Source organism: Neorickettsia sp. 179522 (assembly GCF_001593535.1).
Classification (GTDB): domain Bacteria; phylum Pseudomonadota; class Alphaproteobacteria; order Rickettsiales; family Anaplasmataceae; genus Neorickettsia; species Neorickettsia findlayensis.
In genome coordinates this window covers 550,163-575,429 of record NZ_LNGI01000001.1, presented here as the reverse complement: position 1 = coordinate 575,429, position 25,267 = coordinate 550,163, and the positions used below count along the sequence as shown (strand labels likewise).

20 protein-coding genes and 1 pseudogene are annotated in these 25,267 nt (G+C 42.4%); 14 read left to right on the top strand and 7 right to left on the bottom strand.

The genetic code is table 11. The features are described from left to right. The first annotated feature begins 327 nt into the window (after positions 1 to 327). Both AS219_RS02680 and AS219_RS02675 read left to right on the top strand, forming a co-directional pair. Positions 328 to 765: a hypothetical protein gene (locus AS219_RS02680; RefSeq protein WP_067979761.1), complete on the top strand. Its 438-nt coding sequence runs from the start codon at positions 328 to 330 to the stop codon at positions 763 to 765. 85 nt (positions 766 to 850) lie between these two features. Next, positions 851 to 1,558: a GNAT family N-acetyltransferase gene (locus tag AS219_RS02675; protein ID WP_231861846.1), complete on the top strand. Its 708-nt coding sequence runs from the start codon at positions 851 to 853 to the stop codon at positions 1,556 to 1,558. A 383-nt stretch (positions 1,559 to 1,941) separates the two neighbouring features. Here the strand turns inward: AS219_RS02675 and AS219_RS02670 are convergent, their stop codons facing one another. Next, complete coding sequence (locus tag AS219_RS02670) at positions 1,942 to 2,319, bottom strand: hypothetical protein (RefSeq protein ID WP_067979753.1); 378 nt, start codon at positions 2,317 to 2,319, stop codon at positions 1,942 to 1,944. Positions 2,320 to 2,927: 608 nt separating this feature from the next. Here AS219_RS02670 and AS219_RS02660 point away from each other — a divergent pair. After that, positions 2,928 to 3,305 (top strand): hypothetical protein, encoded by a 378-nt coding sequence (locus tag AS219_RS02660; RefSeq protein ID WP_156469321.1) that lies wholly within the window; start codon positions 2,928 to 2,930, stop codon positions 3,303 to 3,305. A gap of 813 nt (positions 3,306 to 4,118) precedes the next feature. Here AS219_RS02660 and AS219_RS02650 read toward each other — a convergent pair. After that, positions 4,119 to 5,513 carry a hypothetical protein gene (locus tag AS219_RS02650; RefSeq protein ID WP_067979741.1) on the bottom strand — a complete coding sequence of 465 codons (1,395 nt, stop codon included), beginning with the start codon at positions 5,511 to 5,513 and terminating at the stop codon, positions 4,119 to 4,121. A gap of 161 nt (positions 5,514 to 5,674) precedes the next feature. Next, positions 5,675 to 7,135: pseudogene (locus AS219_RS04100) on the bottom strand (DNA translocase FtsK); the annotation flags it as partial. Between the two features lie 1,226 nt (positions 7,136 to 8,361). Between AS219_RS04100 and AS219_RS02640 the strand changes: the two are divergent. Continuing rightward, on the top strand, positions 8,362 to 8,994 hold the full coding sequence (locus AS219_RS02640; protein ID WP_067979735.1) for a 3,4-dihydroxy-2-butanone-4-phosphate synthase: 633 nt from the start codon (positions 8,362 to 8,364) through the stop codon (positions 8,992 to 8,994). Positions 8,995 to 9,288: 294 nt separating this feature from the next. Next, a complete protein-coding gene (locus tag AS219_RS02635; protein WP_067980524.1) occupies positions 9,289 to 10,182 on the top strand; it encodes a hypothetical protein in 894 nt (297 codons plus the stop codon). 241 nt (positions 10,183 to 10,423) lie between these two features. Here the strand turns inward: AS219_RS02635 and AS219_RS02630 are convergent, their stop codons facing one another. Then, positions 10,424 to 11,602 (bottom strand): CCA tRNA nucleotidyltransferase, encoded by a 1,179-nt coding sequence (locus AS219_RS02630; protein ID WP_067980521.1) that lies wholly within the window; start codon positions 11,600 to 11,602, stop codon positions 10,424 to 10,426. Positions 11,603 to 11,607: 5 nt separating this feature from the next. Here AS219_RS02630 and AS219_RS02625 point away from each other — a divergent pair, with 5 nt between their 5' ends. The 4 genes from AS219_RS02625 to groL all read left to right on the top strand — a co-directional run bounded on the left by AS219_RS02625 (position 11,608) and on the right by groL (position 16,405). Beyond that, the gene (locus tag AS219_RS02625; protein WP_231861845.1) at positions 11,608 to 13,371 is read left to right on the top strand and encodes a SurA N-terminal domain-containing protein; all 1,764 of its coding nucleotides are present in this window, start codon (positions 11,608 to 11,610) and stop codon (positions 13,369 to 13,371) included. A gap of 32 nt (positions 13,372 to 13,403) precedes the next feature. Beyond that, positions 13,404 to 14,315, top strand: coding sequence for a hypothetical protein (locus AS219_RS02620; protein WP_231861844.1), 912 nt, complete (start codon positions 13,404 to 13,406; stop codon positions 14,313 to 14,315). A 147-nt stretch (positions 14,316 to 14,462) separates the two neighbouring features. Then, positions 14,463 to 14,759 (top strand): co-chaperone GroES, encoded by a 297-nt coding sequence (locus AS219_RS02615; RefSeq protein ID WP_015816477.1) that lies wholly within the window; start codon positions 14,463 to 14,465, stop codon positions 14,757 to 14,759. Beyond that, the gene (gene groL / locus AS219_RS02610; RefSeq protein ID WP_067979729.1) at positions 14,759 to 16,405 is read left to right on the top strand and encodes a chaperonin GroEL; all 1,647 of its coding nucleotides are present in this window, start codon (positions 14,759 to 14,761) and stop codon (positions 16,403 to 16,405) included. Before AS219_RS02615 ends, groL begins: the two co-directional genes overlap by 1 nt. Before the next feature lie 162 nt (positions 16,406 to 16,567). On the opposite strand, the gene AS219_RS02605 is transcribed toward groL, so the two are convergent. The 3 genes from AS219_RS02605 to AS219_RS02590 all read right to left on the bottom strand — a co-directional run bounded on the left by AS219_RS02605 (position 16,568) and on the right by AS219_RS02590 (position 18,536). After that, positions 16,568 to 17,290 (bottom strand): YebC/PmpR family DNA-binding transcriptional regulator, encoded by a 723-nt coding sequence (locus AS219_RS02605; RefSeq protein ID WP_067979725.1) that lies wholly within the window; start codon positions 17,288 to 17,290, stop codon positions 16,568 to 16,570. A gap of 40 nt (positions 17,291 to 17,330) precedes the next feature. Continuing rightward, positions 17,331 to 17,627, bottom strand: a complete 297-nt coding sequence (locus AS219_RS02600; protein WP_067979722.1) for an HU family DNA-binding protein — start codon at positions 17,625 to 17,627, stop codon at positions 17,331 to 17,333. Positions 17,628 to 17,957: 330 nt separating this feature from the next. Beyond that, on the bottom strand, positions 17,958 to 18,536 hold the full coding sequence (locus AS219_RS02590) for a hypothetical protein (RefSeq protein ID WP_067979717.1): 579 nt from the start codon (positions 18,534 to 18,536) through the stop codon (positions 17,958 to 17,960). 261 nt (positions 18,537 to 18,797) lie between these two features. Here AS219_RS02590 and AS219_RS02585 point away from each other — a divergent pair, with 261 nt between their 5' ends. The 5 genes from AS219_RS02585 (at position 18,798) to plsX (ending at position 25,143) form a co-directional block, all read left to right on the top strand. Continuing rightward, on the top strand, positions 18,798 to 20,174 hold the full coding sequence (locus AS219_RS02585; RefSeq protein ID WP_067979714.1) for an ABC1 kinase family protein: 1,377 nt from the start codon (positions 18,798 to 18,800) through the stop codon (positions 20,172 to 20,174). A gap of 11 nt (positions 20,175 to 20,185) precedes the next feature. Next, entirely contained in the window at positions 20,186 to 20,704 is a 519-nt protein-coding gene (gene nuoE / locus AS219_RS02580; protein WP_067980515.1) for an NADH-quinone oxidoreductase subunit NuoE, read from the top strand. Positions 20,705 to 21,291: 587 nt separating this feature from the next. Next, entirely contained in the window at positions 21,292 to 23,619 is a 2,328-nt protein-coding gene (locus tag AS219_RS02575) for a hypothetical protein (protein ID WP_231861843.1), read from the top strand. A 254-nt stretch (positions 23,620 to 23,873) separates the two neighbouring features. Further along, entirely contained in the window at positions 23,874 to 24,065 is a 192-nt protein-coding gene (gene rpmF, locus AS219_RS02570) for a 50S ribosomal protein L32 (protein WP_067979708.1), read from the top strand. 46 nt (positions 24,066 to 24,111) lie between these two features. Beyond that, positions 24,112 to 25,143, top strand: a complete 1,032-nt coding sequence (gene plsX / locus AS219_RS02565) for a phosphate acyltransferase PlsX (RefSeq protein WP_067979706.1) — start codon at positions 24,112 to 24,114, stop codon at positions 25,141 to 25,143. Positions 25,144 to 25,267: the final 124 nt, after the last annotated feature.

The window sequence follows — 25,267 nt, the reverse complement described above, 5'->3', positions numbered from 1 at the left end:
GTTGGAGGTAGATCGGTTGCTCAAAATTTTCTTATCTTTCTCATCTATACTCAGTGAGAAGTAGTGGCTTACTTTTACACATACAACCCGGTGATGGAGAATAATTTCGGTTTGTTCCTCCATATATACAGTGAGAAGTAGTGGCTTACTTTTACACGTACAACCCGGTGATGGAGGATAATTTCGGTTTGTTCCTCCATGTGTATATGCTCTAGAGTGTATTCCTCAAAGGTGTTCAGCGCAAAAAAAAAAGGCGTGTTTAGGAGATTTTTTATCGTCACTATGATAAAATTTACACAGGCGTTTTTGAAAATTTAGTTAAGGATTATGGAAGGCTCAGATGGCGGTGGCATGGGTTCAGTGCAGCAGGCAATGCTTCAATCCAAAATGGCTAAAGAAGGTGGTGGTGGAGGTGTTGTAAACCTTGCTGAACCAGTAAAAGGCGTTAACACGAGTGTTGTTTCTGCACAGACTGGTAATTTAGATCAAGTTGGGCAGCAGTGTAGTGGTGCAATGGGTCTTTTGTCCGGGAATTTTCTTGAAGGGATGCTAAAACTCTCTGACCTGAGTGCATTTGGTTTACCAGATGTGGTGGGTCAAGCTAGAGAGTTACGATCAGAGTTAGCCCAGCAGTCCCAAAAGGTGGCTAGTGTGCTGAGGCTTGAGGGTGTTTCTCCACCTACTCCTCAGAGTGAGGGTCCGGTTTTGTCACCTGATTCTACACCTAGTTTGGGACAGAGCTCAGGCCGGAGTATTGATCATTAATGCTGCAAAGATCTGGATTCCGTGAATTATGAGTGGTTTGCTACATTCCCGTAACCTTCGGCAGTATGTTTGCTATCTAGCGGAGGTGTCCAAATGGGAGACTATTGCAGTAGGGGATCATCTTATCGTTTATAATGGTGTCAAGGATTCTTTATTCAACTATGTGTTCTGCTCAAATGCAGTAACCGAGTCTGAGTTTGTAACGATCCTGGAACATCTTAATGAGAGGGGCTGGGACATGTCCTGGGCCGTCGAGCCAAGTATGAGTGTTCTAAAAATGTACCTTGGCAAGTATAATATCAAGCGCACAAGTAACCCAAAAAAAGCTTTCCTAGATCTTTCAAGATATACAATACATTCTAGTAAGATTAATGTTTCTATAAAATTTAAGCAAATCTCCACCCTAGAAGAAGTACAGTTATTTGATGAGTTATCGTCGAGAATCTTCTGGCATAGGCCCGGGGTATTAGTCCCATCATTTCGAGGTATAGGAGAAGCTGATCCGGATAGACTTCGATTCTTTCTTGTTTACGTGGATAGCAAAATCGTGGGTGTGTGTGGTTTCTATCTTGATGAACGCGTGGCGTGTTTTTATGCTGATGGTGTGCTCCAGGAGTATAGGCAGTGTGGTATAGGAATGCAATTGGTTCTACAGCGGCTCGCCTTGGTGAAGGAACTAGGTTGCGATGCAGCAATTGCTCACTGTATCAATCCAATTTCAGAGAGCTTATACAGAAAAATGGGTTTCAGGATGCTTGGGGGGCTTGGACTATACTACTCAAGGTGTCTCTGAATATATTCCGACGTCTTTCTAATAAATTTGTACACGCTTTTACCCTTTGCATTGTTCTGAGTGCTATATTTTTGTAGGAGCGGGCAGGTTAATCTCCAATTGGGCGTTATTGAGTATACATCTACTTCCTCATTATGTAGCGTCAAGAACCATATTTTCACAGAAATGAGGAAATGCACTTGTGACTGGATCTCGTTTGGCAAACAAAACTCGGTGCGTCTTTTTCGTATGATGCTAAGAAAAGTATTTCTGGAGAAGTAAAAAAGTGCGCTGCAACTAGGCACCAGTAAGTATATATCAATAGGCTTGATATGTTAGGTGCGTCATGTGATCCCCACATTTCCCATCAATCACGCTAAGGACAGTCGGATGTAGTGTGTTAATTATTGGGATTGTGATGTGTCTCTACCACGATTTTCACAGTGATCCGTACACTTTATTTCTCCTTCTAATTGCGTCCCTGGTGTGCCACCATCAGATGGACCAATGGGCTCTCTGCTTTGAGGAAAAGGTCCGAAAGGACTCTGAGGGCTCACCGCTCTTCTAAGTTTTTGCAGGAATACTAGACTTGGATCGCCCAGGCCTTGCTGCTTAGCAGCACCGTTCTCTCCGTGCGTACCACTTTTGCCTTCCGTGACGTCTGAGCCACCTTTTGCTTGATTTTTGCCTTCATCTGAGTCGCTTGAACTTTCAAAAATACCACGATATTGTGGAGGCACGAACTCTAGTAACTTTGGATATTTTGGTTTTGGTTTAGGCATAACATGAACTGTCTGTGTACGAATCCTATTATAAGGTTTAATCTATTAAAAGTAAATTAATTTTTTTACTATTTTATTAAGTGCCATCGGAAATATCCCTCAGTCAATCATGATTTCAGCACCTTAAGGTCACACTTATACTGTTTTACTATTTTATTAAGTGTCACCGGAAATATCCCTCAGTCAATCATGATTTCAGCACCTTAAGGTCACACTCATACTGCTGAGTGATAGAGCGTCTTTAGGATACCCATGCTGCTAGTTGGCTAATGCTTTTTTGAAGTATTAGGGTGCTCCTGTATCATGCCTTTGCTCTCTTTCCTCTGATTCGGGATCGTTAATATTTCCCTGTGGTTATTGCTTGACCTCTCGTATATCAATTTCCAATCCTAGAATCCACCATGTTCATAAAAGGCAAGGCATGAGAGAGGATGGGACTAGCAAAAGATGTAAACCAATTTTCCCATTTTCAGTGGAATCAGTTCTCTGTTTTTGGTTTGGTTCTCTTGAATCTGTAGTATGTGTGGTCCTGCTGATGAGGAGGGAGAGGATGTTATGCAATAAAAAGCATGTACAAGGTGCAAGTAGTGCAGCAAGAACAGTGATAAATGGGTCAGGTGAATGTAAAATACCTGCACGTACCCGCGCTGGATTTTGATTTACATACGCAAGATCTTCGTTTTCAGGTGTTCCTTGTGCAGGATTATGGTTGCTTTGTTGTCCATTTCTACCATGTCTTTCTGCTTCTAGATTACCAAGTTCACCTGAAAGTTTCCCTTCTTGTTGGCTATTTTATTCAGCTTGTTCTGTCTTTGCTTCTCCGTTTTGTAAAAATCTTCTTAATCTTTGACCTACACTTCCAAAGCAATCTACTACTGTTGCAAATTCCAGTAGAGCATATAAGAACTGCCCTAACGTACAGAGCCTTACTTGTTGGTAGAGGACTTTTTTTACGTCTTCTTTACACTTTTCTTGCCGTATTCTAGAGTGGCGCGCTAGATGAATAAGTGATACTCGAAGTGAGTAATTTAGACAAAACGCGATAAAAGAAGCATGAGAATGTAGTTAAGCTCGGTCTCTTACGGGCAACCTTGTTGTTCTACAGCATCCGTTTGAGATGTGTCCTTTCCTCTTACCTTCTTGCATACCACTCTTTACTCTTAGACGCCTAGGTCTTCTTCGGGCTCCCATAAATGCGATATATTCTTGTTTCTCCCCTAGCACCTTCTTGCATACCACTCTTTACTCTTAGACGCCTAAGTCTTCTTCGGGTTCCCATAAATGCGATATATTCTTGTTTCTCCCCTAGCACCTTCTTGCATACCACTCTTTACTCTTAGACGCCTAAGTCTTCTTCGGGTTCCCATAAATGCGATATATTCTTGTTTCTCCCCTAGCACCTTCTTGCATACCACTCTTTACTCTCAGATGCCTAAGTCTTCTTCGGGCTCCCATAAATGCGATATATTCTTGTTTCTCCCCTAGCACCTTCTTGCATACCACTCTTTACTCTTAGACGCCTAAGTCTTCTTCGGGTTCCCATAAATGCGATATATTCTTGTTTCTCCCCTAGCACCTTCTTGCATACCACTCTTTACTCTNATCGTCCTGCTGTGGGCCTCCTACAGCACCTTGCTCTTCACCACTTGACTGCGGATCGTGCTGCTGTGCTCCTCCTCCCGCATCTTGCGTGTCTTGATTATTGCCTAAGTCACTACCGTTTTGACGAGACCCATTCTCACCTGAACCTAACATATTTAATAATTTTTCACCTTATCACTACATACATCACTTAAAACTTAATCAAATTCCCTCTCTCTTTCGTCTCCACTTACGTCAGGGTCTTCAAGGGCTCCTTGAGGAGGCCCATCACTGTTGTTATCTCTTCCTCGCTCTGCAAAAGGGCTTATCGTACCAGTTCCAAGCCATAGTCCAAGTGCCAAATAGAACACGAGTAGCATGCAAAACACAACTCGCAGGCCATCACAAAGCAATGTTACTGCACTGCCCTCGGGCTGTGGTCCTCGTGTTCTTTCCGCTCTCTCAAGCTCGACTGTGCCAACATTCCCTGTGGCCACTAGAGATCGGGAAACAGCACGTCGTGAAAGAGGGTGTCTGAGATAGGCCCATGCAGCAACTAAGAATGCGAACCATGGTCCACCTCCATGGGCGAGAATACTGCATGTTTCTACTAGGACAGAGCCATGGTTGAATAACCGCAGGGCAGCGGCGTGAGTGGCAGTAGGAGAACGTCCTCCTACAGCACCTTGCTCTTCATCACTTGATTGTGGATCGTCCTGCTGTTGACCTCCTGCAGCACCTTGCTCTTCATCACTTGACTGCGGATCGTCCTGCTGTTGACCTCCTGCAGCACCTTGCTCTTCATCACTTGATTGTGAATCGTCCTGCTGTTGACCTCCTACAGCACCTTGCTCTTCATCACTTGACAGCAGATCGTCCTGCTGTGCGCCTCCTTCAGGACCTTGCTCATTTTCTTCATCTTCCTCGCTTCCATCAGGCTGAGGATCTGCTCCTTGTGTTCTGAGAGGACCCACTGCGCCCATTATCACACGTGATACCATCATCATACCAATCTGATGTGTGAGCATCAGTAGTGAGAAGAGATCCAGTGCCAACAATGAAACAGATCTCCTGCTTGTTAGTGGTTCTTGCGGCTCATCGTCTTCTACTTCACGAACAAAGCCACCACCTTGTCTTGTGTTCTCTAGACGTCGTCGGACCGCTCTTCGTATGCTAGGATGTCTCAAAAGAACAAGCGCAGCAGCTAAAACAGCTATATGGAGTCCAGCTCCCCAGACAACAAGCCTGTTTAACAGCATCTGAGCACGGACGAGTCTTTGTACATACGCACTTGCTGCACCTCCGGCGTCATCCTCCGGGTTCCGCTGTTGGCCTCCTACAGCACCTTGCTCTTCATCACTTGGCTGTGGACTGTCTTGCTGTTGGCCTCCTGCGGCACCTTGCTCTTCATCACTTGATTGTGGATCGTCCTGCTGTTGACCTCCTACAGCACCTTGCTCTTCATCACTTGACTGCGGATCGTCTTGCTGTTGGCCTCCTGCGGCACCTTGCTCTTCACCACTTGACTGCGGATCGTCTTGCTGTTGACCTCCTAAAGCACCTTGCTCTTCACCGGTTGGCTGTGGACTGCCTTGTTCAAATGGATTGTGCATCTATATTAAATACTTTATAAATAAGTAAATAAATGATTGTATTATTAATTTATTAGAATTGAAAGCAATATCAATTTCTAACAGAACAAACGGACTGTTATGACTGCCGTAATTGTCTCTAAATAGAGCTAAGTTTGTTCTTGTGGGCGGTCCTAAATTTGCTAAAGGAGAGTTCTCTTGCCCGCATTATTTGGCGGGCTAACAATGCCTTCCTCTTCCATCTTTTCAACAAGTTTTGCAGCCTTGTTATATCCAATTGAGAGTCGTCTTTGGATATAACTAATTGAGACCTTATTATCTTTCCTTACTATTTCTATTGCTTGTGTGTATAGAGAATTGAAATCATCGCCACCGGCAACATTGATTGCCGTATCTTCATCTGATTCTTCTTCAAGCATGATATTTTCGTTATACTGTGGACTGCCGGATTTTTTCAAATATTCTGCGATCTTTTCTACTTCGGCATCGCTTACATACGGCCCGTGTATTCTCACAGGTACTTGACCAGAGGCCATATACAGCATATCACCGCGCCCAAGAAGTTGTTCTGCCCCCTGTTCACCAAGGATAGTCCTACTGTCAATTTTTGACGTAACTGCGAAACTGATTCTAGTTGGAAAGTTTGCCTTAATCACACCAGTAATGATGTCCACCGATGGGCGCTGTGTTGCCATTATTATGTGAATTCCCGAAGCTCTAGCCATTTGTGCTAGTCTTTGTATGGATGTTTCAATTTCCTTTCCTGCAACAAGCATCAAATCTGCCATCTCATCAACTATAACTACGATGAAGGGTAACTTCTCGAGTTCTATACTTCGTGTACGAGTGAGCTTCTCTTTTGTTGTAGGGTCTATCCCAATTGTTTCTTCATACTCAAAAAGCTTGCCTTCCTTTATAAATTCCTCAGCTTTTTTGTTGTAGCCCTCAATATTTCTCACAGAGAGTTTTGTCATCAGTCGGTAGCGTTCTTCCATTTCCTTGACTACCCACTTTAGTGCGACTACAGCCTTTTTGGGATTTGTTACGACAGGCGAAAGCAAATGGGGAATATCGTTGTAGATAGACAGCTCGAGCATTTTAGGGTCTATCATTATGAGTTTACATTTGTCAGGCTCAAGCTTGTATATCAATGAGAGGATCATTGCGTTTATTGCCACGGACTTCCCGGATCCCGTCGTGCCAGCAACCAAAAGATGTGGCATTCTTGCGAGGTCAACAACTACCGGTTCACCATTGATACTTTTACCAAGTGCTATGGGGAGGACTTTATTATGTGCTTGATACTCATGTGATTCTAAAATTTCTCGCAAGAGTACAACCTCTCTGTGCTTATTTGGAAGCTCTATTCCAATTACGTTCCGTCCTGGTATGATGGAGATTCTTGCTGAAATAGCGCTCATTGTCCTTGCAACATCTGCTGAAAGAGCAATGATTGAGGACGATTTTATTCCAGCTGCTGGCTGTAGTTCGTATAGTGTTACTACAGGTCCAACTGTGATCTCGACGACTTTGCACTCTATTTTGAAGTCTTCTAATACTTTTCTCAGATTCTCACCCTCTTTTTGCGTGTCTTCCGGTTGTTGAGGCTCAGAGTTATATTCCTTAAGTAGGTCTAACGGGGGTATTGTGTTTGTCTTGATAGGAAGAGTCCGGGGTTTGGATTTTTTTCTGAGTTTGTAGGAGGCAAACTTTTCCACAAGTGAGCTTTCTTTTAAAGAGGAAATTTTGTTTGTTTTTCCGGTTTTGACATGTTCTTCATCGGCCGGAATGGAGTTCTTCTGTGAAAGTGATTTCGCACCCGATGGCTCTATTTTATCGTTGAGTGATTTTTTCTCGGGTTCAATTGTAGGGGCTACAACTTTATGAGGAGCTTTCTCCTGAATTTCAGAAGAGGTTCGAGTTTTATCTTCTTCATTTGCATGTGGTTCCTTCTCTTTGATGAGGTTGTATGTGTATTTGACCGGAAAATCTTCTTCCCGCGTCTCGTTGTATATATGGACCTTTCGTTCAACAGTGTTGCTCTTATTGTTGTGTGACTTGAATTTTAATTTCTTCTTCAGCAGCAACAACGGTAAAGAGGCAAGTACTTTTACAATGCGGAATGCTTTTCTTGCAACTTTTTTTACTTTCCTTATCGTGAGAAGATTGAAGATCCATAGGTTCAGGATGATTATCAGTGCTATCAAGAAGTATGATGCATGTGGGTGGTTGAAATAACCCGCGAGTAACGAACCTACGATTCCCCCATATGAGCCAAATAGCCATTCATCGGAAGGTGGGACCTTTGATAATAACGTGATCAATGTAAGAATGAACACTCCTAAAAGAATGACTTTTTCTCTGGAAAGAATGAAACTGCATACAAATAGTGTACAGAGTGGGTAGAATCCAACTCCAATTAGAGTCATTAGATAGGTTGCTGCTGACCGACCAAAAAATACAAATTTGCTGCTATCTAACTCTGCTGCAGTGGTAAAAGAAGGTGTGTCCTGACCACTTTTTAAGCTGCAAACCATTAAGAAAACCAATCCAAGTCTGCACACTATTGATAAAAGTACATAAAGAAAGTGTTTGATTTTTTTTGCCATCCTCACTGAGACCTTTCTTTGATATGGGCTAGCAGTGTAGCATCGATTGAAGGCCACTTTAAGAGAGCGAAATACCGAAAATGCACCGATAATACGGCCTTAGAACAACCATGGAGGAGGTTATCGTGTGAATTGTGAGAATGCTATGGTAAATACTGTACTTGTATAGAGGTATACTATTTTTGTATTGCATTGGGCCTAGACATTGGATTTTTATAGGAACATGCTTTACCCTATACATTGCCTAGCTTGCTATATAAATGTTTTCCACAATAGAAGAGGTAATACGCCAACTTAGAGAAAGAAATAGGCCTTTTATTCTTGTTGACTCCGGCGATAGAGAGAATGAGGGTGATATAGTAGTACCGGTTCAAATACTCACAAGCGAGATCATGAATTTTGTCGTTACACACTGTCGGGGTCTTCCGTGTGTCTGTGTGACCAAAAGTTTATGCGAAAAACTCGAGTTGGAGCTCATTAAGCGGTCTGGTTCGTGTGACTCATCCAATGTTGCTAGATTTGTCACTACCATCGAAGCGAAAGAAGGTGTGAGCACGGGAATATCCGTTCGTGATCGTGTGCATACCATGCGTCTATTGGTAGATGATGATGTTGGGAAGGATCATTTTGTTTCGCCTGGGCATGTTTTTCCCTTGATGATAGAAGAAAGGGGGTTGGCGGTTCGCTCTGGGCACACCGAGGGTGCTGCGACTTTTGCTCGTTTAGCTGGTTTTAAGCCAGAATCTATGATATGCGAAATACTTGATGAGGCCGGTGATGCAGCGAGATTGCCCTACTTAAGCGAGTTTGCAAAGAAGCATGATCTTTGTCTTACTAGCATAGATCTTTTAATTGCTTATCTGAAAGAGAAAGGTACTAGCATTCTCTTTTGATTAGTCAGACGATAGCTCGGTTTACCTCTGCTTTGTGGGTGGTGTTTTTCTTGTGTTATTGGGTTCCTTCGTTTGTCTGTGATCACTTATTTGCTCTTGTAATGCAGCCTTTCCAGTAAGTCTGCCTCCGGCTTCGTTGGGGTATATGTGTTCTTTCTAAGGCGGTTTGTGAAGCACTGTCGTCGTGCTCTACTTTAGGTTCCTTCTGCGTAGCAGGTTTAGTACTGTCGCGTGGGTATTGCAATTTTTTTTACTTCTTTTACCATATATATTGTAGATCAGTTTCTCGTTTTTGTGGAAAAGAAAGTAGCTGAAGAAATTGTCGAGGAGATAAAGCGTTCTATCAGAGAAGCGCTAGCAAGTTTCGATGGTGCAAATTCTAGGTACTATCAAGAACTCTACAAATACTTTTACAAACAACAAAAGAAGATTGCCAAAATATCTGGTCTTCCCCTATGTACTATCGAGGAGATAGTCATGCTTGTTGGTAAGGAAAGGATTCTGCCAATTGGAAAAGAATTATTTGAAGAAGATGTCCAGTATATCGTCGAGAATCTAAATTCTTCAGATACAAGAGAGAGGGACAAGCTTGAAATTAGAGAAAAGGAACAAGAAGAGGAAAAGAAAGAAGAACGGGAAGGAGAAGATAAACTTGAAGAAGAACTTGGAACCGATTTGTTTGCAAAGCTATCTGAAAGAAAGCAGAAGCAAGATGCAAAGGAAATTTTAAAGAAATTGCTCATTTGCATGATTGCAGCGAGGATGGATCCAAGACGTAGGGCTGGTGAAAGTATAGAGTCAAATGCCCGAAGCGCCAAGATATACGGGAGGGAGGGGCAAGTTTCACTTAAAGATCTTGTTAGGGCCGGTGTTGTTAGTGAAGCCGTTTTATTGAGATTGAATGCTCAAGGAATCTCTGGTGATGCAAGTCTTTCTGTCAGTAAAATTCGATCATTTATTGCTACTCAATTTGAATCCATTATTAATCTGGTTAGGGGGGAAAATTTCGGACGACTTGCAACAAGAGTTCCAAATAAGTCTCAGGGATTGCTTACCTTAGCCAATGTTAATAATAGTCTTGGTATCTTTACTGAGAAAGCCTCAAATCTCAGTGTTGGGAGTAACGTCAGTGCTGGATTCACACCTTTTGTTGATAGGAAATCTAAGGAAAGTGAGCGGGGTAGGTGAGTTCATGATTGCAGATATTGGTTCTATCGGAGGTTATATCTCGTTTCTTGTTTATAAACACATAGGAAAGTGTTCTTGGATCTTTCATCCTGTGTCGAGTAAACGTATCTCTAGTCGAGTGGGGGAACGCTTGTGCATTTTACCGCAATTGGCGTTTTAGTGTGGTAAACTCGCTGGGTTTCGCTCTTTTTCATCTTAAGGGTAGGTAAGATTTTTCAGTTTGTTATCTTAAGAGACGGGATTAGTTTGCTTGTTCCTTGATTGCCATTAAAATGAGCTCGTCTTTAGAAAGAGTGCAACTACTCTCTCTCCATAGGTATTCTAATTGCTTCAATTTTTTTCCTATCTCGGGTCCGGTATAACCCAGTGGTATAAGATCCCTACCCATTATCGGGAAAATTGGAGTTTCAGAATTATTTACGACCGACATGAAATCATTATGTTGCGTGCTGGTCAGTTTATTTTCCGTGTGCAGAATTTTAATTAATTTTCTTGTGAGTTCATTACCAAGTTTTGCCAGGGTCTTTTTTGGGCAGTGCATTTCTTTTTCTTCTAAAAGAATTGAAATAGCCTGATATACCTTTTTTGAGATCTTCCATCGAGAGTACAGCCATTGTAGATCGTAGCGACTCTCTGTATTCCTTACGAGTAGAGCTAAAGCCGCGATATGATCCTGTATCAGCCGACTTTTTTCATAATCTAATCTTGAGAAGGACACTTTTGCACTGAGAACTTCGTCTATTATTTTTGCTTCCTGCATTATGAAAACTGTGCTAAGAAAGTCCGTATAGGAAAGTAGCTTAAACATTTCTCCTTGGATTCTCTCACCCGAAAGTGAAGAAATGTTTTTTCTATGCTTTGTACAAGCATGAAGAATTTCTTCTGATAGCGGTGTCTCACAAATGGATGCTTGGAAACGAAATGCCCTCAGTATGCGTAGATAATCTTCTTTGATGCGTTGATGAGGTTCTCCAACGAATTTTAATCGTCTGTTCCGTAAATCTTCTAACCCGGAAAAATAATCATGGATATTACCTTCAATGTCCATGTACATTGCGTTGAACGTGAAATCACGTCTTTGGGCGTCCCTTTTCCAGTTATCTGTGAATGAAACTGTCGCGTGACGTCCATCGCAGTGTAGATCCTGTCTTAGCGTTGTTATCTCAATCGGTCTTGAATTGATCAGAACGGTCAGGGTCCCGTGCTTAAGCCCAGTGGGAATTGTTACTAATCCGTTTGTTTTGAGTGCTCTAATTGTTTCTTCTGGTTTTAGAGTTGTAGCTAGATCAATATCGCTAATTTTTCTTCCTAAGAGCTGGTCTCTTACGCATCCACCAACAAATCTTGCTTCTCCGCCATTATTACGTATTATTTGGACGAGGGTCTTTGGGTCCTCAGTCCAGCTTGTTTCGACCTTCATTGACTATGCGAATAAAGAAGTTTTTTTCTCCGAAATGGCTAATCCTCATACTTTTGATTCTAGCACTGTTGGTTACTGCAATAAACGCGTCTGTCATGAGCAGCAGGTCTGACGTAGTAGTTTCGGTTGGAGCGGAGAAAATCTCGGTTGACGATTTTGTTTCTGAGTACAAGAAGCACGAGCGGTATTTCCAAAGTATGTTTGGCTTTGGTCTCACAGATAAGCAGCTTAAGGATATTGGAGTTGGTAGAATTGTTCTCACAACCCTGATCCAAGATAAGGTTATAGAACAACTTTTTAAGCAGATGGGTCTCTACATTGATACTTCAATCGCAATTGAAAAGATCAAGAAAAATCCTGCTTTTAATGAAAATGGAAAATTTGATCGTGCTAAACTTGATGATTTTCTTGATCGTAACGATCTTACGGAGAGAGAATATATAAGGAAAGTGAAGCGTGAGATAGGCAAGGATTTTGTTTTTGGGCCGTTTTTTCACATTCAAGGTGAGTACCGGAAGTTAGCCGAACTTTTTTACAATTTTGAATATGGATTGAGGGAGGTCAGCGTTACGAAAGTTAACAAAAATGAGTTGCCTGCTCCTCCTGTAGCAACTGAGAGTGAGCTCGTATCTTTTTATGAAGAAAATAAGGACAAGTTTTTCAGTGATGAGTACAGAGCTGCCGAGTATGTTCTTATTTCAGAGGATACTGTAAAGCCCGAGTTGGTCGAGATAGCAGATGAAGATGTGCAGAAAAGTTTTGATGATTTGCAACTGGGTAAAAGATATTATGTTAATTACTTGGAGCTCGATTCACGTGATGAAGCAGAGCGCATGAAAAAATCCGTTGCTGCAAATCCGGAGTTTTATGCAAACGACCTAACGCATATCGAAGGTGTGGTCAAGGCAGATTTACCAGCTTTTCTACCGAAGAATATTAAATGGGACGGGAATAAGTGGTTCATTGCGAAGTATATGGGCAAGTTCTACGTTTATACAGTCGTGAAAATAGTTTCGGTTTCTCCTGTGGAGAAGGAAAAAAATTTCGATGAGCTCCGAAAGTTCATGCGTTTGAGTAAACTAAACCAAATAATCGATGAAATAAGAAGTGAGGTTCATTCAGGTGAAGATTGGAAAGCAATAGTGGAGAAATATGGGGGTGAAATAGATTACCTTCCCCCTGTGTGTCGACTTTTCTTGGATAAAGAAGGAAGGAAAGTTGAGGTCAGTGAGGAGTTATTAGAGCAAGTTTTTGCAAGTGACGAAGGGAATGTAGGCGAGACTGTAACTAGTAGAAATGAGTTTATACTGTTTCGTGTTACTTCTATTGAACCAGTGGCTAAGCAACCTTTCAATAAAGTTAGAGGCAAAGTGATGAAGGCATTGTCTAAAAAAAGGCAAATGCAGGTTGCACTTGAACTTTTACAAAAACGCCGGGAAAGCGGAGAAAGAACAGAAAAAGTGCTACTATACCGACCAGAGGTCGCGAAGCGCAAAAAGCTAAGTTATCACTACCCTGATGAATTCGTAGCAGAAGTATTTCAGGCTGATTCTGGAGGCACAACAAAAGTTTTTGAATCGGATGAGGAATTTTTCTTTGGCAAGGTTCTGGGTAATAGAAATCCTGAGCTAGATGAGTCAAAAGTTGCCGAAATTGAGGCTAAACTGCGTGAAGAGATTGGCTTTTCGATCCTCAGTGAATTAAGCCAAGCTGCGATGAAGCAGTTCAAGGTAAAGGTGAATTCGGATCTCGTAAAAGACCTTTTGTGATGTGTGGTATAACCACTTTCCTATCTAGTGATTTGGCTTCAAAGCGGATTTTCCTTTTTGAGGGTCAGCTCGAGTTGATTTATTTGGCCTATGTCAAGGAAATACAGGAAATCTTCAAGAAGAGCGGGCAGTTACTGGTAGAACGTGTTTATGGCAAGGACTGTCCACATGCACTTTTGTTGGAGAAGTTACACTCTCCCTCTTGTTTTGGAAGGATATTTTTCACCTATGATGATCCGAGACTTCCTCTATCAAAGATAGGAAAGATAGAAAATTATCTTTGTTTATATTCTCGAGACGGCTTCAAGATTTGTCCACAAAGGGACGATTTGGTAAAGATATCATTTTCAGATGCAACACTAGGAGAGTTGGTTACATATTATTCGAGCAAATATTGTTTGAATTTCTCTGGAGAGGCGGTCAAGGTTTTTGTTCAACACCTAAAGAGGAGTGTTTTTGCAATAGATGCGGAAATGTTAAAGTTCAAGCACTACTTTGGTTCGCGTAATATCACTGTGGATGATGTGCTTACTCTATGTGAGCCTACGTCGCCTTCGGTGAATAAGTTTTGTCGTAGTATTTTTGCACTAGAGGTGCATGACTTTTATGATAGTATAGCTCGGTTCTCGGAAACTGAAGGGATGTTAATAATTCGCAGTTTGATGAAGTACTGTGATGCGGTTCTTGATGTTGTTGCAAGTGCCGTACGTGGTATTCCAAAAAATGAAATTATTCAGAACTTACGCAAAAAGCAATTCTATGACCTAGAGATTATTGATCAGGCAGTGAAAAATTTTTCCTATCGGGATAGGGCGAATTTAATGTTACTTGCGCTGCCAAAATTAGAGACACAATATAAGCTTTTCTCTGAGAGAAGATTCACCTTTCTTGTAGCAGGGTTATCAATCTTATTTGCTCAAATGAAAAAACACGTTTGTTTATAGCTAAATAACTCATTTACTGAGAATAGAAACTTGGCAAAGTCATCTGTGCATGTAACGTAGGTCTTGAAAAATATCACAGCGATTACGATATTTGATTCTGTAGGTCATTAGAATAGTTAATCGAGATTAATAGGAGAGAAGATACTTATGAAAGTTGGATTAAAGATGTTACATGATCAGGTCCTTATTAGGCCTCATGAAGAGAAGGATGGTGCTGGTGGAATATATATTCCTGATTCAGCAAAGAAGAAACCAACAATGGGTCTTGTCGTGGCTGTCGGAGCCGGTGCAAAGAATTCGAACGGCACTCTTGATCCTATGTGTGTCAAAGAGGGAGATGTTGTCCTTTATAGGAAATGGGCGGGCAGCGAAGTGGAGCATGACGGTGTTGAATACGTGGTGATGAAAGAAACTGATATTATTGCTATTAAGGAGGGTAAATAATGGCAAACGAAGTAATAAGTGGTGAACAATTGCAAAAAGTTATTCGTGATGCAGCTGACTTAGTTGTGTCCAGTGCTGGTGTCACACTTGGGCCTGAAGGTAGACCAGTAATAATGAGTAAGTCTTATGGTGGCCCGGAAGTAACTAAGGATGGTTATAAAGTAATCAATCAGCTTAAACCAGAAGACGAGAAGGTTGCAAAAATAGTCGAGTTGTTAAATCAAGCTACCTCGCAGGCAAATGAAAAGGCCGGAGATGGAACTACCACTGCTACTATCTTGGTAGGCAACATGATCAAAAATGCCCATAAACACATCGCTGCTCAAAGGTCCCGGATGAAGCTTAAATCCGGTATGAAACGCGCACGCGACGAGGTTGTTAAGTATATTCAATCAGTTGCCAAGAAGATAAATTCAGAAGAGGAAATAGCACAAGTTGGTTCAATTTCTGCTAACGGCAATAGTGAAATCGGCAATAAGATTGCTGAAGCTATGAATAAAGTTGGTAAAGAAGGTGTTATTACTGTCGAAGAAGGCAAAGGACTAGATGAGTTTTCTGTCTCTGTTGTCCAAGGTATGGTCTTCGATAGAGGATACGTTTCCCCTTACTTTATAACAAATCCGGAGAAAATGATTGTCGAATTTGACAATCCTTATGTTCTTCTTGCGAATAAAAAGCTTTCTAGCATACAACCAATGGTTTCTCTCTTGGAAACAATTGTTCGTTCGAATAGAGCGGTCGTCATAATTGCTGAGGACGTTGAAGGGGAAGCTCTTACTTCTCTTGTTCTTAGTAAGATGAGAGGTAGTTTAAAGGCTTGTGCTGTTAAAGCTCCAGGCTTCGGTGATCGTAGATCCGAAATGCTCGAAGACATTAGAATACTTACTGGTGCTAGAACGTTAGTAAGTGATGATTTGGGCGTAACTGTGGAGAGCCTTACAGTAGAAGATCTCGGTACTGCAAAGAGCATTATCATATCTAAGGATTCCACGACTATAGTGGACGGTGGAGGTGAAAAAGCAGCTATCGAAGCGCGGGTTAAGCAGATCAAGACGCAGATAGAAAAGACTACTTCCGATTACGACAAGGAGAAGCTTCAAGAAAGACTTGCTAAACTTGCTGGAGGTGTTGCTGTTCTCAAAGTCGGTGGTGCTACAGAAGTTGAGGTTAAAGAACGTAAAGATCGTGTGGAAGATGCTCTACATGCTACACGTGCTGCAGTTGAGGAAGGTATCGTTCCTGGTGGTGGTGCTACATTGCTCAGTGCAATCGCTGTTCTGGAGAAGCTCTCTTCTGATGATGATGATGAACAAGCTGGTATTAACATTGTGAAGGCTGCGCTCAAGGCACCTATCTCTCAGATTGTTGAAAATGCCGGTGAAGATGCCTCTGTGATCACCTATAATCTTTTGGAATCAAAGGATCCTAATAAGATCTTCGATGCACGCGAGCTCAAGTATGTAGATGCTTTCAAAGCGGGCATTATAGATCCAGCTAAGGTAGTGCGTGTCGCCTTGGAGAGTGCTGTTTCTGTTGCTAGTGTTCTAGTGACTACTGAAGCTCTGATAGTTGATCTACCAACTAAAGATAACGGTTCTTCTTCAATGATGCCTGGTGGTGGCATGGGTGGAATGGGCGGTTTTTAATTGCTTGTAGGGAGGGATATTCTATATCCCTCCTGTTTATGCGTTTGGCATCGTCCAGTTTGTACAGTCTATTCAACTCCTTGATTTCTTCTTGTTGGTGCCTCACTAAGAGTGGGTTCTCTCCTCTTTGCTTGTGGTTGAGATTGCCTATTTCCCCGATTCCTACTCGGTAAGTATGGACGTATAAACACACTGGACGTCGTCGTCTTCCTCGAGAGTCTCCAGTAATTTTTCTAGTCGGGTATGCACCTCTTGGGATGCTTCTTGGTGTGTTTTTGCAATCCACACCAGTCCTGAGTGCTCGTACTCTCCGAGCTTTTCTCTCAGTTCTGCTGAAATTGCGGCAAAATTCTCCTTGCTACAACAGATATCAAAGTAATTCTTTCCAGTTTTAACATCTAACGCGCCAGCTTCAAGAGCGACTTCCATTAGTGTGTCGAGATCTGTAGATTTCGGGTACGAAAAAACTCCAAAATTTTCAAACATGAAGGAAACGTCGGCTAAGACCAAACCAGATTTAGAAAAGATATGCTTGATATTCGACGCAGTTCTGTTTTTATTATCTGTCAACGCAGTGACTACGACGGCAAAACCACTAGGCCACACAGCACCAGACCCAGCGGCCATATAGCACACCTCCTGATAATCCCCTTCTGTTTTGTCAGCTGAACTCTTGATCGCAGACTCAATTTTGTCCTTAGGAAGACCACAACGCCGTGCATTCGCAAGAGCAGACCTCAAACGAGGGTTAAACTCAGGATCCGGAAGGCCAGAACGCGCTGCGACGAGAATCTCCCTTCTCAATTTGGTGAATTTTCTCGCACGCTTTGCATCTTGAGCATTTTTCCTATGCTTTATGTTGGCATACTGAGAGTGACCAGCCATAAATCAGACAAAACACCACCTCGACGCAAAATCGCTAAAATTAACTTCCCGACCTAAGATCACCTTTCACAACACTGCTTATAGTGAATTTTACCCTTTCAGTTTCAGCCTGTCTTACCATTTGCTTGGTCTTAGGATCACAGTAAGTTGTGGCCTTTTTCTTAACCACTGAGAGAGTTCCAACTTTCGGGATTCTCACAGACTTCTTGTTTTTGAGCGACTCATATATGTACTCATACAACGCGTTTATAGCACGCTTGGCATGGCCTTTAGAAATCGAAGCACCTTCAGCAACAACGTTGATCAAGTCAACATTTTTCACTACTTCTTTGGTCATCAAAAGCTCTCGAAACAATCAAAACTGCAGATTATGACATAAACCCAAAGAAATCAAGAGGAAATGGGAATGTCGAGGCGCAACTTCAGGAAATTTTGAGTTGTGCGTTAAGGATTTTACAATTAATAAATCTTTTTCTTTTTTAGGATCGTTTCTCTCGCAAAGAAAAATAACTGAAATTCCTTTGTCACCTGTAGCAACGTACAACCACAGAAGGATGCTGCTGCGGGGAATGTACAAAACATCGATATGATCATCTTCCATGTGGCCTCAGGACGCACTGCCAGCATCTCTTTGTAGTACAAGCAGTGTGGGTGTAGAAAAAGGATTCTAGCTGCAGTTTTTTTTCATTTCTGAATATGCTTTTGCGAAGCCTCGCAGTGAATAAAAGCTAAGCGAACAACCATTTTGGACCGACTTTGCTATCACGACTGCGTAAAGATCTCCATTCATCGAGCGCACGGCATTTTCATCGTTTTCGACTTTCTTAAACCAGGCTCTTTCACCTTCGATCAGATCGAAGATATATAAGTCAGATGGTTTTCCTTTGTTGCAATTACCCGTTCTTGCGCTGTCTATCATTGCCTGTTTGTGCTTCAAAAATTCATCTCTTTTTCTGTAAGTTGCGAGCTGAGGTAATGGGCTGTGTCCATATTCATAACCAGAAGTAATACTGACTTCGTCGATGTTTGCAGTAATATGTTTTACCCAGAGATACGAATCCCCATGATCGGTTTGGTGTCCTGCAATGAAGAATGGTTCGGAAGCAATAAAACAGATGGTTTTTCCATCCTCAACTTGGTTGTAGAAAGTCCAGCGCTCAAAAGTTTGTACCTTAGTTGGGGTACCGTCAGCTAAAGTTAGAAAGGGCACGAAGAGGAAGAATAATACGCAAGGCGCTTTTTTCATTGCTGCGGAACTATGTGGAACAAGGGAATGTTACATCGAAAGTATCTAAGTCTCAAATGATAAGAGCAATGATGTTTCAATCTTAGAGACTTCCTGGTATATGTATTTTTTACCTGCTTTCCACCCTTTTTGGATTGGGAATTGTGTCTGGTATTATTTAGTGCTGAGGGTTGGGTTAGCGGTCTGTTTTTAACCCCTAAGTTGCTTGCAATTGCACTTACTTCCTTTTGGTCTTGTACTTAGTAGAAAAATTGTTTGTGCATGTATTTGTTCTTTAGGATATTGAGAATAACGTACTTTATCTTCTACGCGTATTTCGAGCTCTTATACAGGAAAAATTATTCTGTTCTTGTGTCTGAAGTGGAGAAGATGGGTCCAGCATTTATCAAATTTGGGCAGTTTTTTTCCAGTATGGGCGATTTTATCTGCTCTGATTTATCTACTGAATTGAGGAAGCTGTGTGATAACGTGAGACCAATTCCCTACACAGAAATAAAAGCATCTATAGAGAAAGAATTCTCGAAAAGAGTAAATGAGCTCTTCAAGTGGATGGATGAAAAGCCAATTGCGTCCGCATCGATTGCGCAAGTGCACAAGGCAATCACGCTATCAGGTGAAGTTGTGGCTGTAAAGATTCTGAAACCAGGAGTAAAAAAGGTTTTTAGGCGCGACATCAAAATCGCGTTTTCGATTGTGTATACTTTCTCATTTTTTCTCCCGAAACGTTTCAACCTTATCCCAATTTTGAAGAGGTTTTCCGCTTCCACAAAAAATGAGCTGGACCTCAAAATGGAGGCAGCTGCATTGTCGGAGATGAAGGATAAACTTCTTACAAACAAAACAGTTGTGATACCCGAAGTTTATTGGGGTCTGACAACCAATGAAATTCTTACCATGTCTTGGCTTGATGGCATACCACTTACGCACTGTAAGCTACGTGATCCACAGTTTGCACGAAGACTTATTGAGACATTTTTCGTCCAGGTTTATGTAAATGGTTTCTTCCACGGTGATATGCATCGGGGAAATATATTTCTCGTTTCTGGGCACAAAGTTGGATTAGTGGACTTTGGAATAATTGGAAGGATTGATGAACAGACAAAAGTTTATATCTTGGAACTGATTAAAGGATTCTTAGAAAGAGACTATGACCGTGTGGCAGAATTACACTATTCGTCTGGATACGTGGAAAGATCCCGAACAGATTTTGCTTCTGCGTGTCGTGCTCTCGCAGAGCCAATAGTAGATAAGCCGTTGAAGGAGATCTCCCTATCCCGTCTTCTTGGTGATTTCTTAAGGCTCTCTAGGGATTTTCGGATTAAGATCAACCCGAACCTCATTCTAATGCAAAAGAATTTAATTTTTCTCGAGGCAAATTGTGCGGAACTTGATCCAGAAATAAACGTATGGCGAGTAATAGAGCCAATGATAAGGAAGTGGTATAAAGACAGGATGTGCCCAACAGTTGTAATTAGGGAGAAACTCCATAAGATAGCGGTTGTTTTAAAAGAGTCCTTCGAGGACAATAAGAGGGGTAAGTATCGTGCAATTGCTGCCTTACGGTATGAGGTGTTTTTCTGGATCTGCCTTGCTTCAGTTATCAATTTCTTTGTCATACTTGCTTGCAGGTTTTTTTAGTTTTGCTTTTCATGAAAAAACGTATTGCTCACACATCAATTCAGCCGGACAAATTTTGGTTTAGTGAGGAGAATTCACAAGAGGTAACTAGAATCCTTGCTAAATATCCTGCATCGTGTAAGAGGAGTGCTGTCCTTCCGTTGCTACACCTTGTGCAAAAACAGCATGAAAACTGGATTCCTATCGCTGCAATGGATCACGTTGCGCAACTGCTTGGACTGCCAGCTATTAAAGTATATGAAGTGGCATCTTTCTACAGTATGTTCAATACTGCCCCAGTCGGGAAGCATACCATACGGGTCTGCAGGACTACGCCATGTTGGTTGAAAGGTTCGGATTGTTTAACCGAAGCTGCAAAACGAGAATTAGGGATCAAAGTAGGTCATACAACCGAAGACAACAAATTTTCTTTAGATGAAGTAGAGTGTCTCGGTGCCTGTGTTAATGCCCCAGTCGTACAAATTAACGACGACTATTTTGAGAATTTAGATGAAAACTCTTTTCTCGAGCTTCTCTCTAAGCTCAAATAACCGATTATATTGAGGTCCTGGTGATTTATTAATTGTTTAATGTTATAATGAGATCCGTGCGGTTTTCTAGGTTTAGGTGAATTTAACCAAATAAAGCCCAGACTTGTCAGGGGGCTTGCTTAGTCTGTCCTGGTTTTTGAAATAATGATATTCTTTACATTGTGTAGTGTAGATATATTGCTAGACTAGCGTCATCTTTGCCATAATTAATATGGTTGCTATCTGACAATTTAGGTATATAGTTTTGTGAGTGCAGTCTCTCGGCGTGAGAAGGCCTTGTGGTATGTTAGGTCGAATAGGCAGCGCTTGTCCGTTCTTATTTTTCTCCTAAAAAGGAAGATAAAACCTTTACTGCTGGATGTGACTTGGCGTCTCTTACCGGTAGTGTTGGGTCTTTGTCTCTAGATGGCGAATCTGTATGTGATTCTGGGCGGGTTTCTTGTTATGGTTGCAATAGATTGAGTGACGTATAGCGGCTAGTTTAGCTGAATGAATATTTTTGTTTCCCGCATATAGGTTTTATTGTTTGTAAGGAGAGATCAGTGTTCGGTGGTTTTGTTGGGGAGATTCGGGACATCCTTCGGTCTTTGGGTTCCCCGGGGTTAGCAGCGGCGCTCCTAGCATCGGCTAGCGAAAGGGCGGGTTTGTCTCGCGAGGTTGTTGAGGGGGTATCTGCAGCGCTAAGTCGGGCTGCAGCGGCTGTCGGCAGCGATAGGGCTGGCAATATTGTTGCTAAGGATGAACTTTGTGCAGCCAGGCGTATGCTGGAGCCTTATTTAGGTACTCCAGGTTCTGCTAGTGGTAGGGTTAGTCTGGCTTGTACTTTGCACGATTATTTATCTTCGCTACTTGTTAACGTATTAGCTATTGGTACAAGCAAATCAGCAAAGCTTGAGATTGTTGTTGCTAAGCTTCATAGGTATCTATGTGCACTTCACAGTTATCCCATCTTCAGAGAGAGTTCTGCTGCCGTAAGAGCTGTGGGCCGTGAGTGTGTCGGTGTTTCGACGAGATCTAATGAATTAGCTCAGCTTCTTATTAGTGTGTTTGGACTCGCGCTTTCACCTGAGGACAAGCGAACGCTAGAGGAGCTTAAGCGACACTGTCCAGGTGATGGTACTTGCATTGAACGTGTATTGGAAGCATGTGATTCGGGTGATTTGCGAGGTGCAAGTGAAGCTGCAGATGGGATATCCAATCCGCAAGCCAGAGCACTTGTTCAACAGTGCGTACAAAGGATGCAGCATCGGCAGGGCCAGCTAAATGATATTGTTGGAGAAGTTGGCTCTGCCGCTACCGGCGTAGGTAATATTGTTGCTTCTGTTGCTGCACTAGCAGGAGTAGGGCTTTCAGTTGAGGATATCTACTTTTTGAAGGGTCTTGCAAATGAGGCATGCGATGATGCTGGTGTAGTTGAACGTGTATTAGATGTATGTAGTACAGGTAATTTGCAAGGTGCAAGTCACGCTGCAGATGGGATATCCAATCCGCAAACCAGAGCACGTGTTCAAGCGTGCATAGGAAGAGCGCTGGCTCAGCAGAACACGGTAATGAGAGTTGCTCAAGATGTCCAGGACATTACCGGTGGGGTGCGTAGAACGGTTGCTGGCGCTGAGTGCATGTTGGGTGTTGCACATGACATGCTGGGTACGAGCGCGTTTATGGAGGATCTGCTTGATCATTCTAGTAGGCTATATTTTGCACTAGGGGAATCAAGTGGAAGACCTGCAAGAAGCGCTGCGGCACTTAAAGAAGTGCTTGGTGCGATACAAAGGTGTGCTGCTTCAACGCGTCTTCATATTGCGTCTGCTGCAGCTAATCCAGTTGTGGCTGACTCCTGCGTTCGGAGTAGAGCAGAGAGTCGCGGTGCAGCCAGGGGTGGTAGCACACGGATTATTGCAGAAGCTGTGCTTGGGGCAGCTTTTGAGGGTCTATTTGGTGGTTTACCTGAGAGTATTGATCAGCCTGTCAATAGTTTAAGTGCTGTTTATTCACTAGTTGGTGTACTAGAAAATCCTAATAGCACAAGTACAGATGTTTCTGCTGCGGTGTCTAGTGCGCGTGTACAAGTGCTCAATTTTAGGTATGAAGTAAGCGCGATCAAGGAAAACCACTTTAACGCAGCAGCCAATAGTGTGCGTAATGTTGTTGGTGTGGCCAGTGAGGCTGGTGATGCTGCAAAAGCATTATCCTCGCTGTTTGACGCCAACCATCTCTTCCGTTTCTTTGTCGTTTTAGGAATAGTTTTGGGTGCTTTTGCATGTGTTGGAATCCCTGGTTTTAAGGACTTCAACTTTGGTGGAGTGCTCTCAATGATTATGCTTTGTGCTGCGGTAGTCAGTTTTGCAGCCGCTTTTAATCAAACTTGTAGGCGAAGTAATGATAATTCTAGGCAGTCAAAATCGCCGAGTCTTGTTCGTTGTGTTTTCTATGTTCTTGTACCGGGGTTTGCATTTTATGTGGCGATTATTATAGCGTTCCTTAGGTTAGTTCCACAAAGTACAGCAGTCATGCCTAGTGCTGATGATGTGCTGAGCGTAGAGAGAGCTTGTATTCTTTCTGGAATTCTTTGCGCAATACTAGCAGTTATGGTATTTACGTGTTTTGATCGTGCTAGGAATTTAGAGGAGGGAGATGATTCACCTTCTTCATCAGTTCGTTCTGGGGCTAAAGGCGACGCTGGTTCTCGGAGTGGAGTAGGCAACTCTAATGGTGCTGTGGGTAGCTCCCAAGGTGGTGCAGGTAGCTCTCGAAGTGGAGTAGACACCTCTAAGGGTGGTGTGGGTAGCGCCCAAGGTGGTGCAAGTAGCTCTCGCAGTAGTCCGGGCAGCCATCGAGGTGGTGTATTGCCTTCCCAGTTATGCTCTGTATCGCTCACTCTTGCCACGTCTACACTGCCAGATCTGGGTATTTGACATGTTTGGGGAGTGGCATGATGTTGTTTCATTATCACATCCAATGCTTGGTTTGACTTTGCGCTTTCAAGTTATCAAACCGTTTGTTTGCGAGAATTGTAATTTTTAGTGGGATTTTGTACGCTGTTGCTGAGATGAGGGTGTTTGTTAAATTTTTGTTCTCGTGCAGCGTACCTCACTTAAAGACGAAAGTCTTGTTTTAGGGTGCACCTCGTAATATAATTCCCTCTACGTGAAGACTTTTTAGCTCTGTTATGCCCGTTCCAAAGAGAAAGACCACTCCAGCAAGACGTGGTAAGAGACGTTCTCATGATGCCCTTCGACCTGAGAATATTGTTATTAATAAAACTACAGGAGAGTTTCAGCGGCCGCACCATGTGTCGTTGGATGGTTTTTATAATGGTAGACGGGTTCTTTCTCCAAAAGGGAAGACAGTTTCTAGTTGATTCTCTCAATTGAGGGGCTCTTGCTGTGGCAGTACCGGTTTATGTGATGGATCAGGTAGGGCGCAAGGTTGTAGTTGCCCTTGATACTATGGGCGGGGATAGGGCACCTGACGAGATTCTTCTTGGTGCTTCTGTATATCTTCGGCAAAATCCCTCTTCGGTTTTCTTTAGGCTCTTTGGCAACTCTGCGTCTATTGAGCGCTGTTTGTCGTCTAAGGCTAACGCTCATTTACTGGAGAATTGTGAAATTATCCATGCTGATGATGTTGTGATGTCTGATGATAAGCCTTCTTCTGCAGTGAGAAAGAAAGGCTCAAGCATGTATAAAGCTGTTCAAGATGTAAGAGAAAAAGCGTCTCAGTGTGTTGTGTCTGCCGGAAACACAGGTGCGTTTATGGGGATATCAAAGATACTGTTAGGGATGCTGGAAAATATATATAGGCCGGCTATTGTTACAACCCTTCCAACAAAAAAGGGCGAAGTGGTTGTTTTGGATCTTGGTGCGAACCTGGATTGCAGCTCAGATGTTTTATATCAATTTGCCTTTATGGGTTCTGCTTTTGCAAGGGCAGCGCTGGGTGTAAAAAATCCCAAAGTGGCACTCTTGAATGTTGGCGTTGAAGAAAACAAAGGTACCGATGCTGTGAAAGAGGCTTTTCATTTACTGAATGAAAGGAGTGATGAGGACTTCAGTTTTATAGGTTATGCTGAGCCCTCTGATGTACTTGGAGGTAATGTAGATGTTGTTGTCAGTGATGGCTTCACTGGGAATGTTATGCTCAAGACAGCTGAGAGCATCTTTCATCTGCTGAGGGATAGTATTGTCGGTACGACTAGGACTTCTTTGCTCTCTAGATTGATGGGGCTGATTCTAGCAAAAAGCTTGAAGAAATCAATATCTAGGTTTAATCCTGAGCTTAGAAATGGGGCGATGTTAATAGGTGTGAATGGAGTGGCAGTAAAAGCCCATGGGAGTTCTGATAGTATTGCTTTCGCTAACGCAATAGGAGCTGCTGTGAAACTCGTAACAAATAATCTTAATTCCAGAATTATTGATAGTATTTGCACGATTGATTAGAAAGTACTATTTATCCTTGGTGTCACTCCAAGAGCTTGCATTGGGATCTTGTAATAAACGAGTGTGAAATGTATGTTGCATACGTCTGTATTTAGATCATTTATCCTATTGGTAGTGTGTTTTT

Excerpts from the sequence above, each read along its gene's own strand:
- AS219_RS02680 (WP_067979761.1), top strand. The coding sequence starts at position 328 with ATGGAAGGCTCAGATGGCGGTGGCATGGGTTCAGTGCAGCAGGCAATG.
- AS219_RS02670 (WP_067979753.1), bottom strand. The coding sequence starts at position 2,319 with ATGCCTAAACCAAAACCAAAATATCCAAAGTTACTAGAGTTCGTGCCT.
- AS219_RS02660 (WP_156469321.1), top strand. The coding sequence starts at position 2,928 with ATGGGTCAGGTGAATGTAAAATACCTGCACGTACCCGCGCTGGATTTT.
- AS219_RS02650 (WP_067979741.1), bottom strand. The coding sequence starts at position 5,513 with ATGCACAATCCATTTGAACAAGGCAGTCCACAGCCAACCGGTGAAGAG.
- AS219_RS02640 (WP_067979735.1), top strand. The coding sequence starts at position 8,362 with ATGTTTTCCACAATAGAAGAGGTAATACGCCAACTTAGAGAAAGAAAT.
- AS219_RS02630 (WP_067980521.1), bottom strand. The coding sequence starts at position 11,602 with ATGAAGGTCGAAACAAGCTGGACTGAGGACCCAAAGACCCTCGTCCAA.
- AS219_RS02625 (WP_231861845.1), top strand. The coding sequence starts at position 11,608 with ATGCGAATAAAGAAGTTTTTTTCTCCGAAATGGCTAATCCTCATACTT.
- AS219_RS02615 (WP_015816477.1), top strand. The coding sequence starts at position 14,463 with ATGAAAGTTGGATTAAAGATGTTACATGATCAGGTCCTTATTAGGCCT.
- groL (WP_067979729.1), top strand. The coding sequence starts at position 14,759 with ATGGCAAACGAAGTAATAAGTGGTGAACAATTGCAAAAAGTTATTCGT.
- AS219_RS02605 (WP_067979725.1), bottom strand. The coding sequence starts at position 17,290 with ATGGCTGGTCACTCTCAGTATGCCAACATAAAGCATAGGAAAAATGCT.
- AS219_RS02600 (WP_067979722.1), bottom strand. The coding sequence starts at position 17,627 with ATGACCAAAGAAGTAGTGAAAAATGTTGACTTGATCAACGTTGTTGCT.
- AS219_RS02590 (WP_067979717.1), bottom strand. The coding sequence starts at position 18,536 with ATGAAAAAAGCGCCTTGCGTATTATTCTTCCTCTTCGTGCCCTTTCTA.
- AS219_RS02585 (WP_067979714.1), top strand. The coding sequence starts at position 18,798 with ATGTATTTGTTCTTTAGGATATTGAGAATAACGTACTTTATCTTCTAC.
- nuoE (WP_067980515.1), top strand. The coding sequence starts at position 20,186 with ATGAAAAAACGTATTGCTCACACATCAATTCAGCCGGACAAATTTTGG.
- rpmF (WP_067979708.1), top strand. The coding sequence starts at position 23,874 with ATGCCCGTTCCAAAGAGAAAGACCACTCCAGCAAGACGTGGTAAGAGA.
- plsX (WP_067979706.1), top strand. The coding sequence starts at position 24,112 with ATGGATCAGGTAGGGCGCAAGGTTGTAGTTGCCCTTGATACTATGGGC.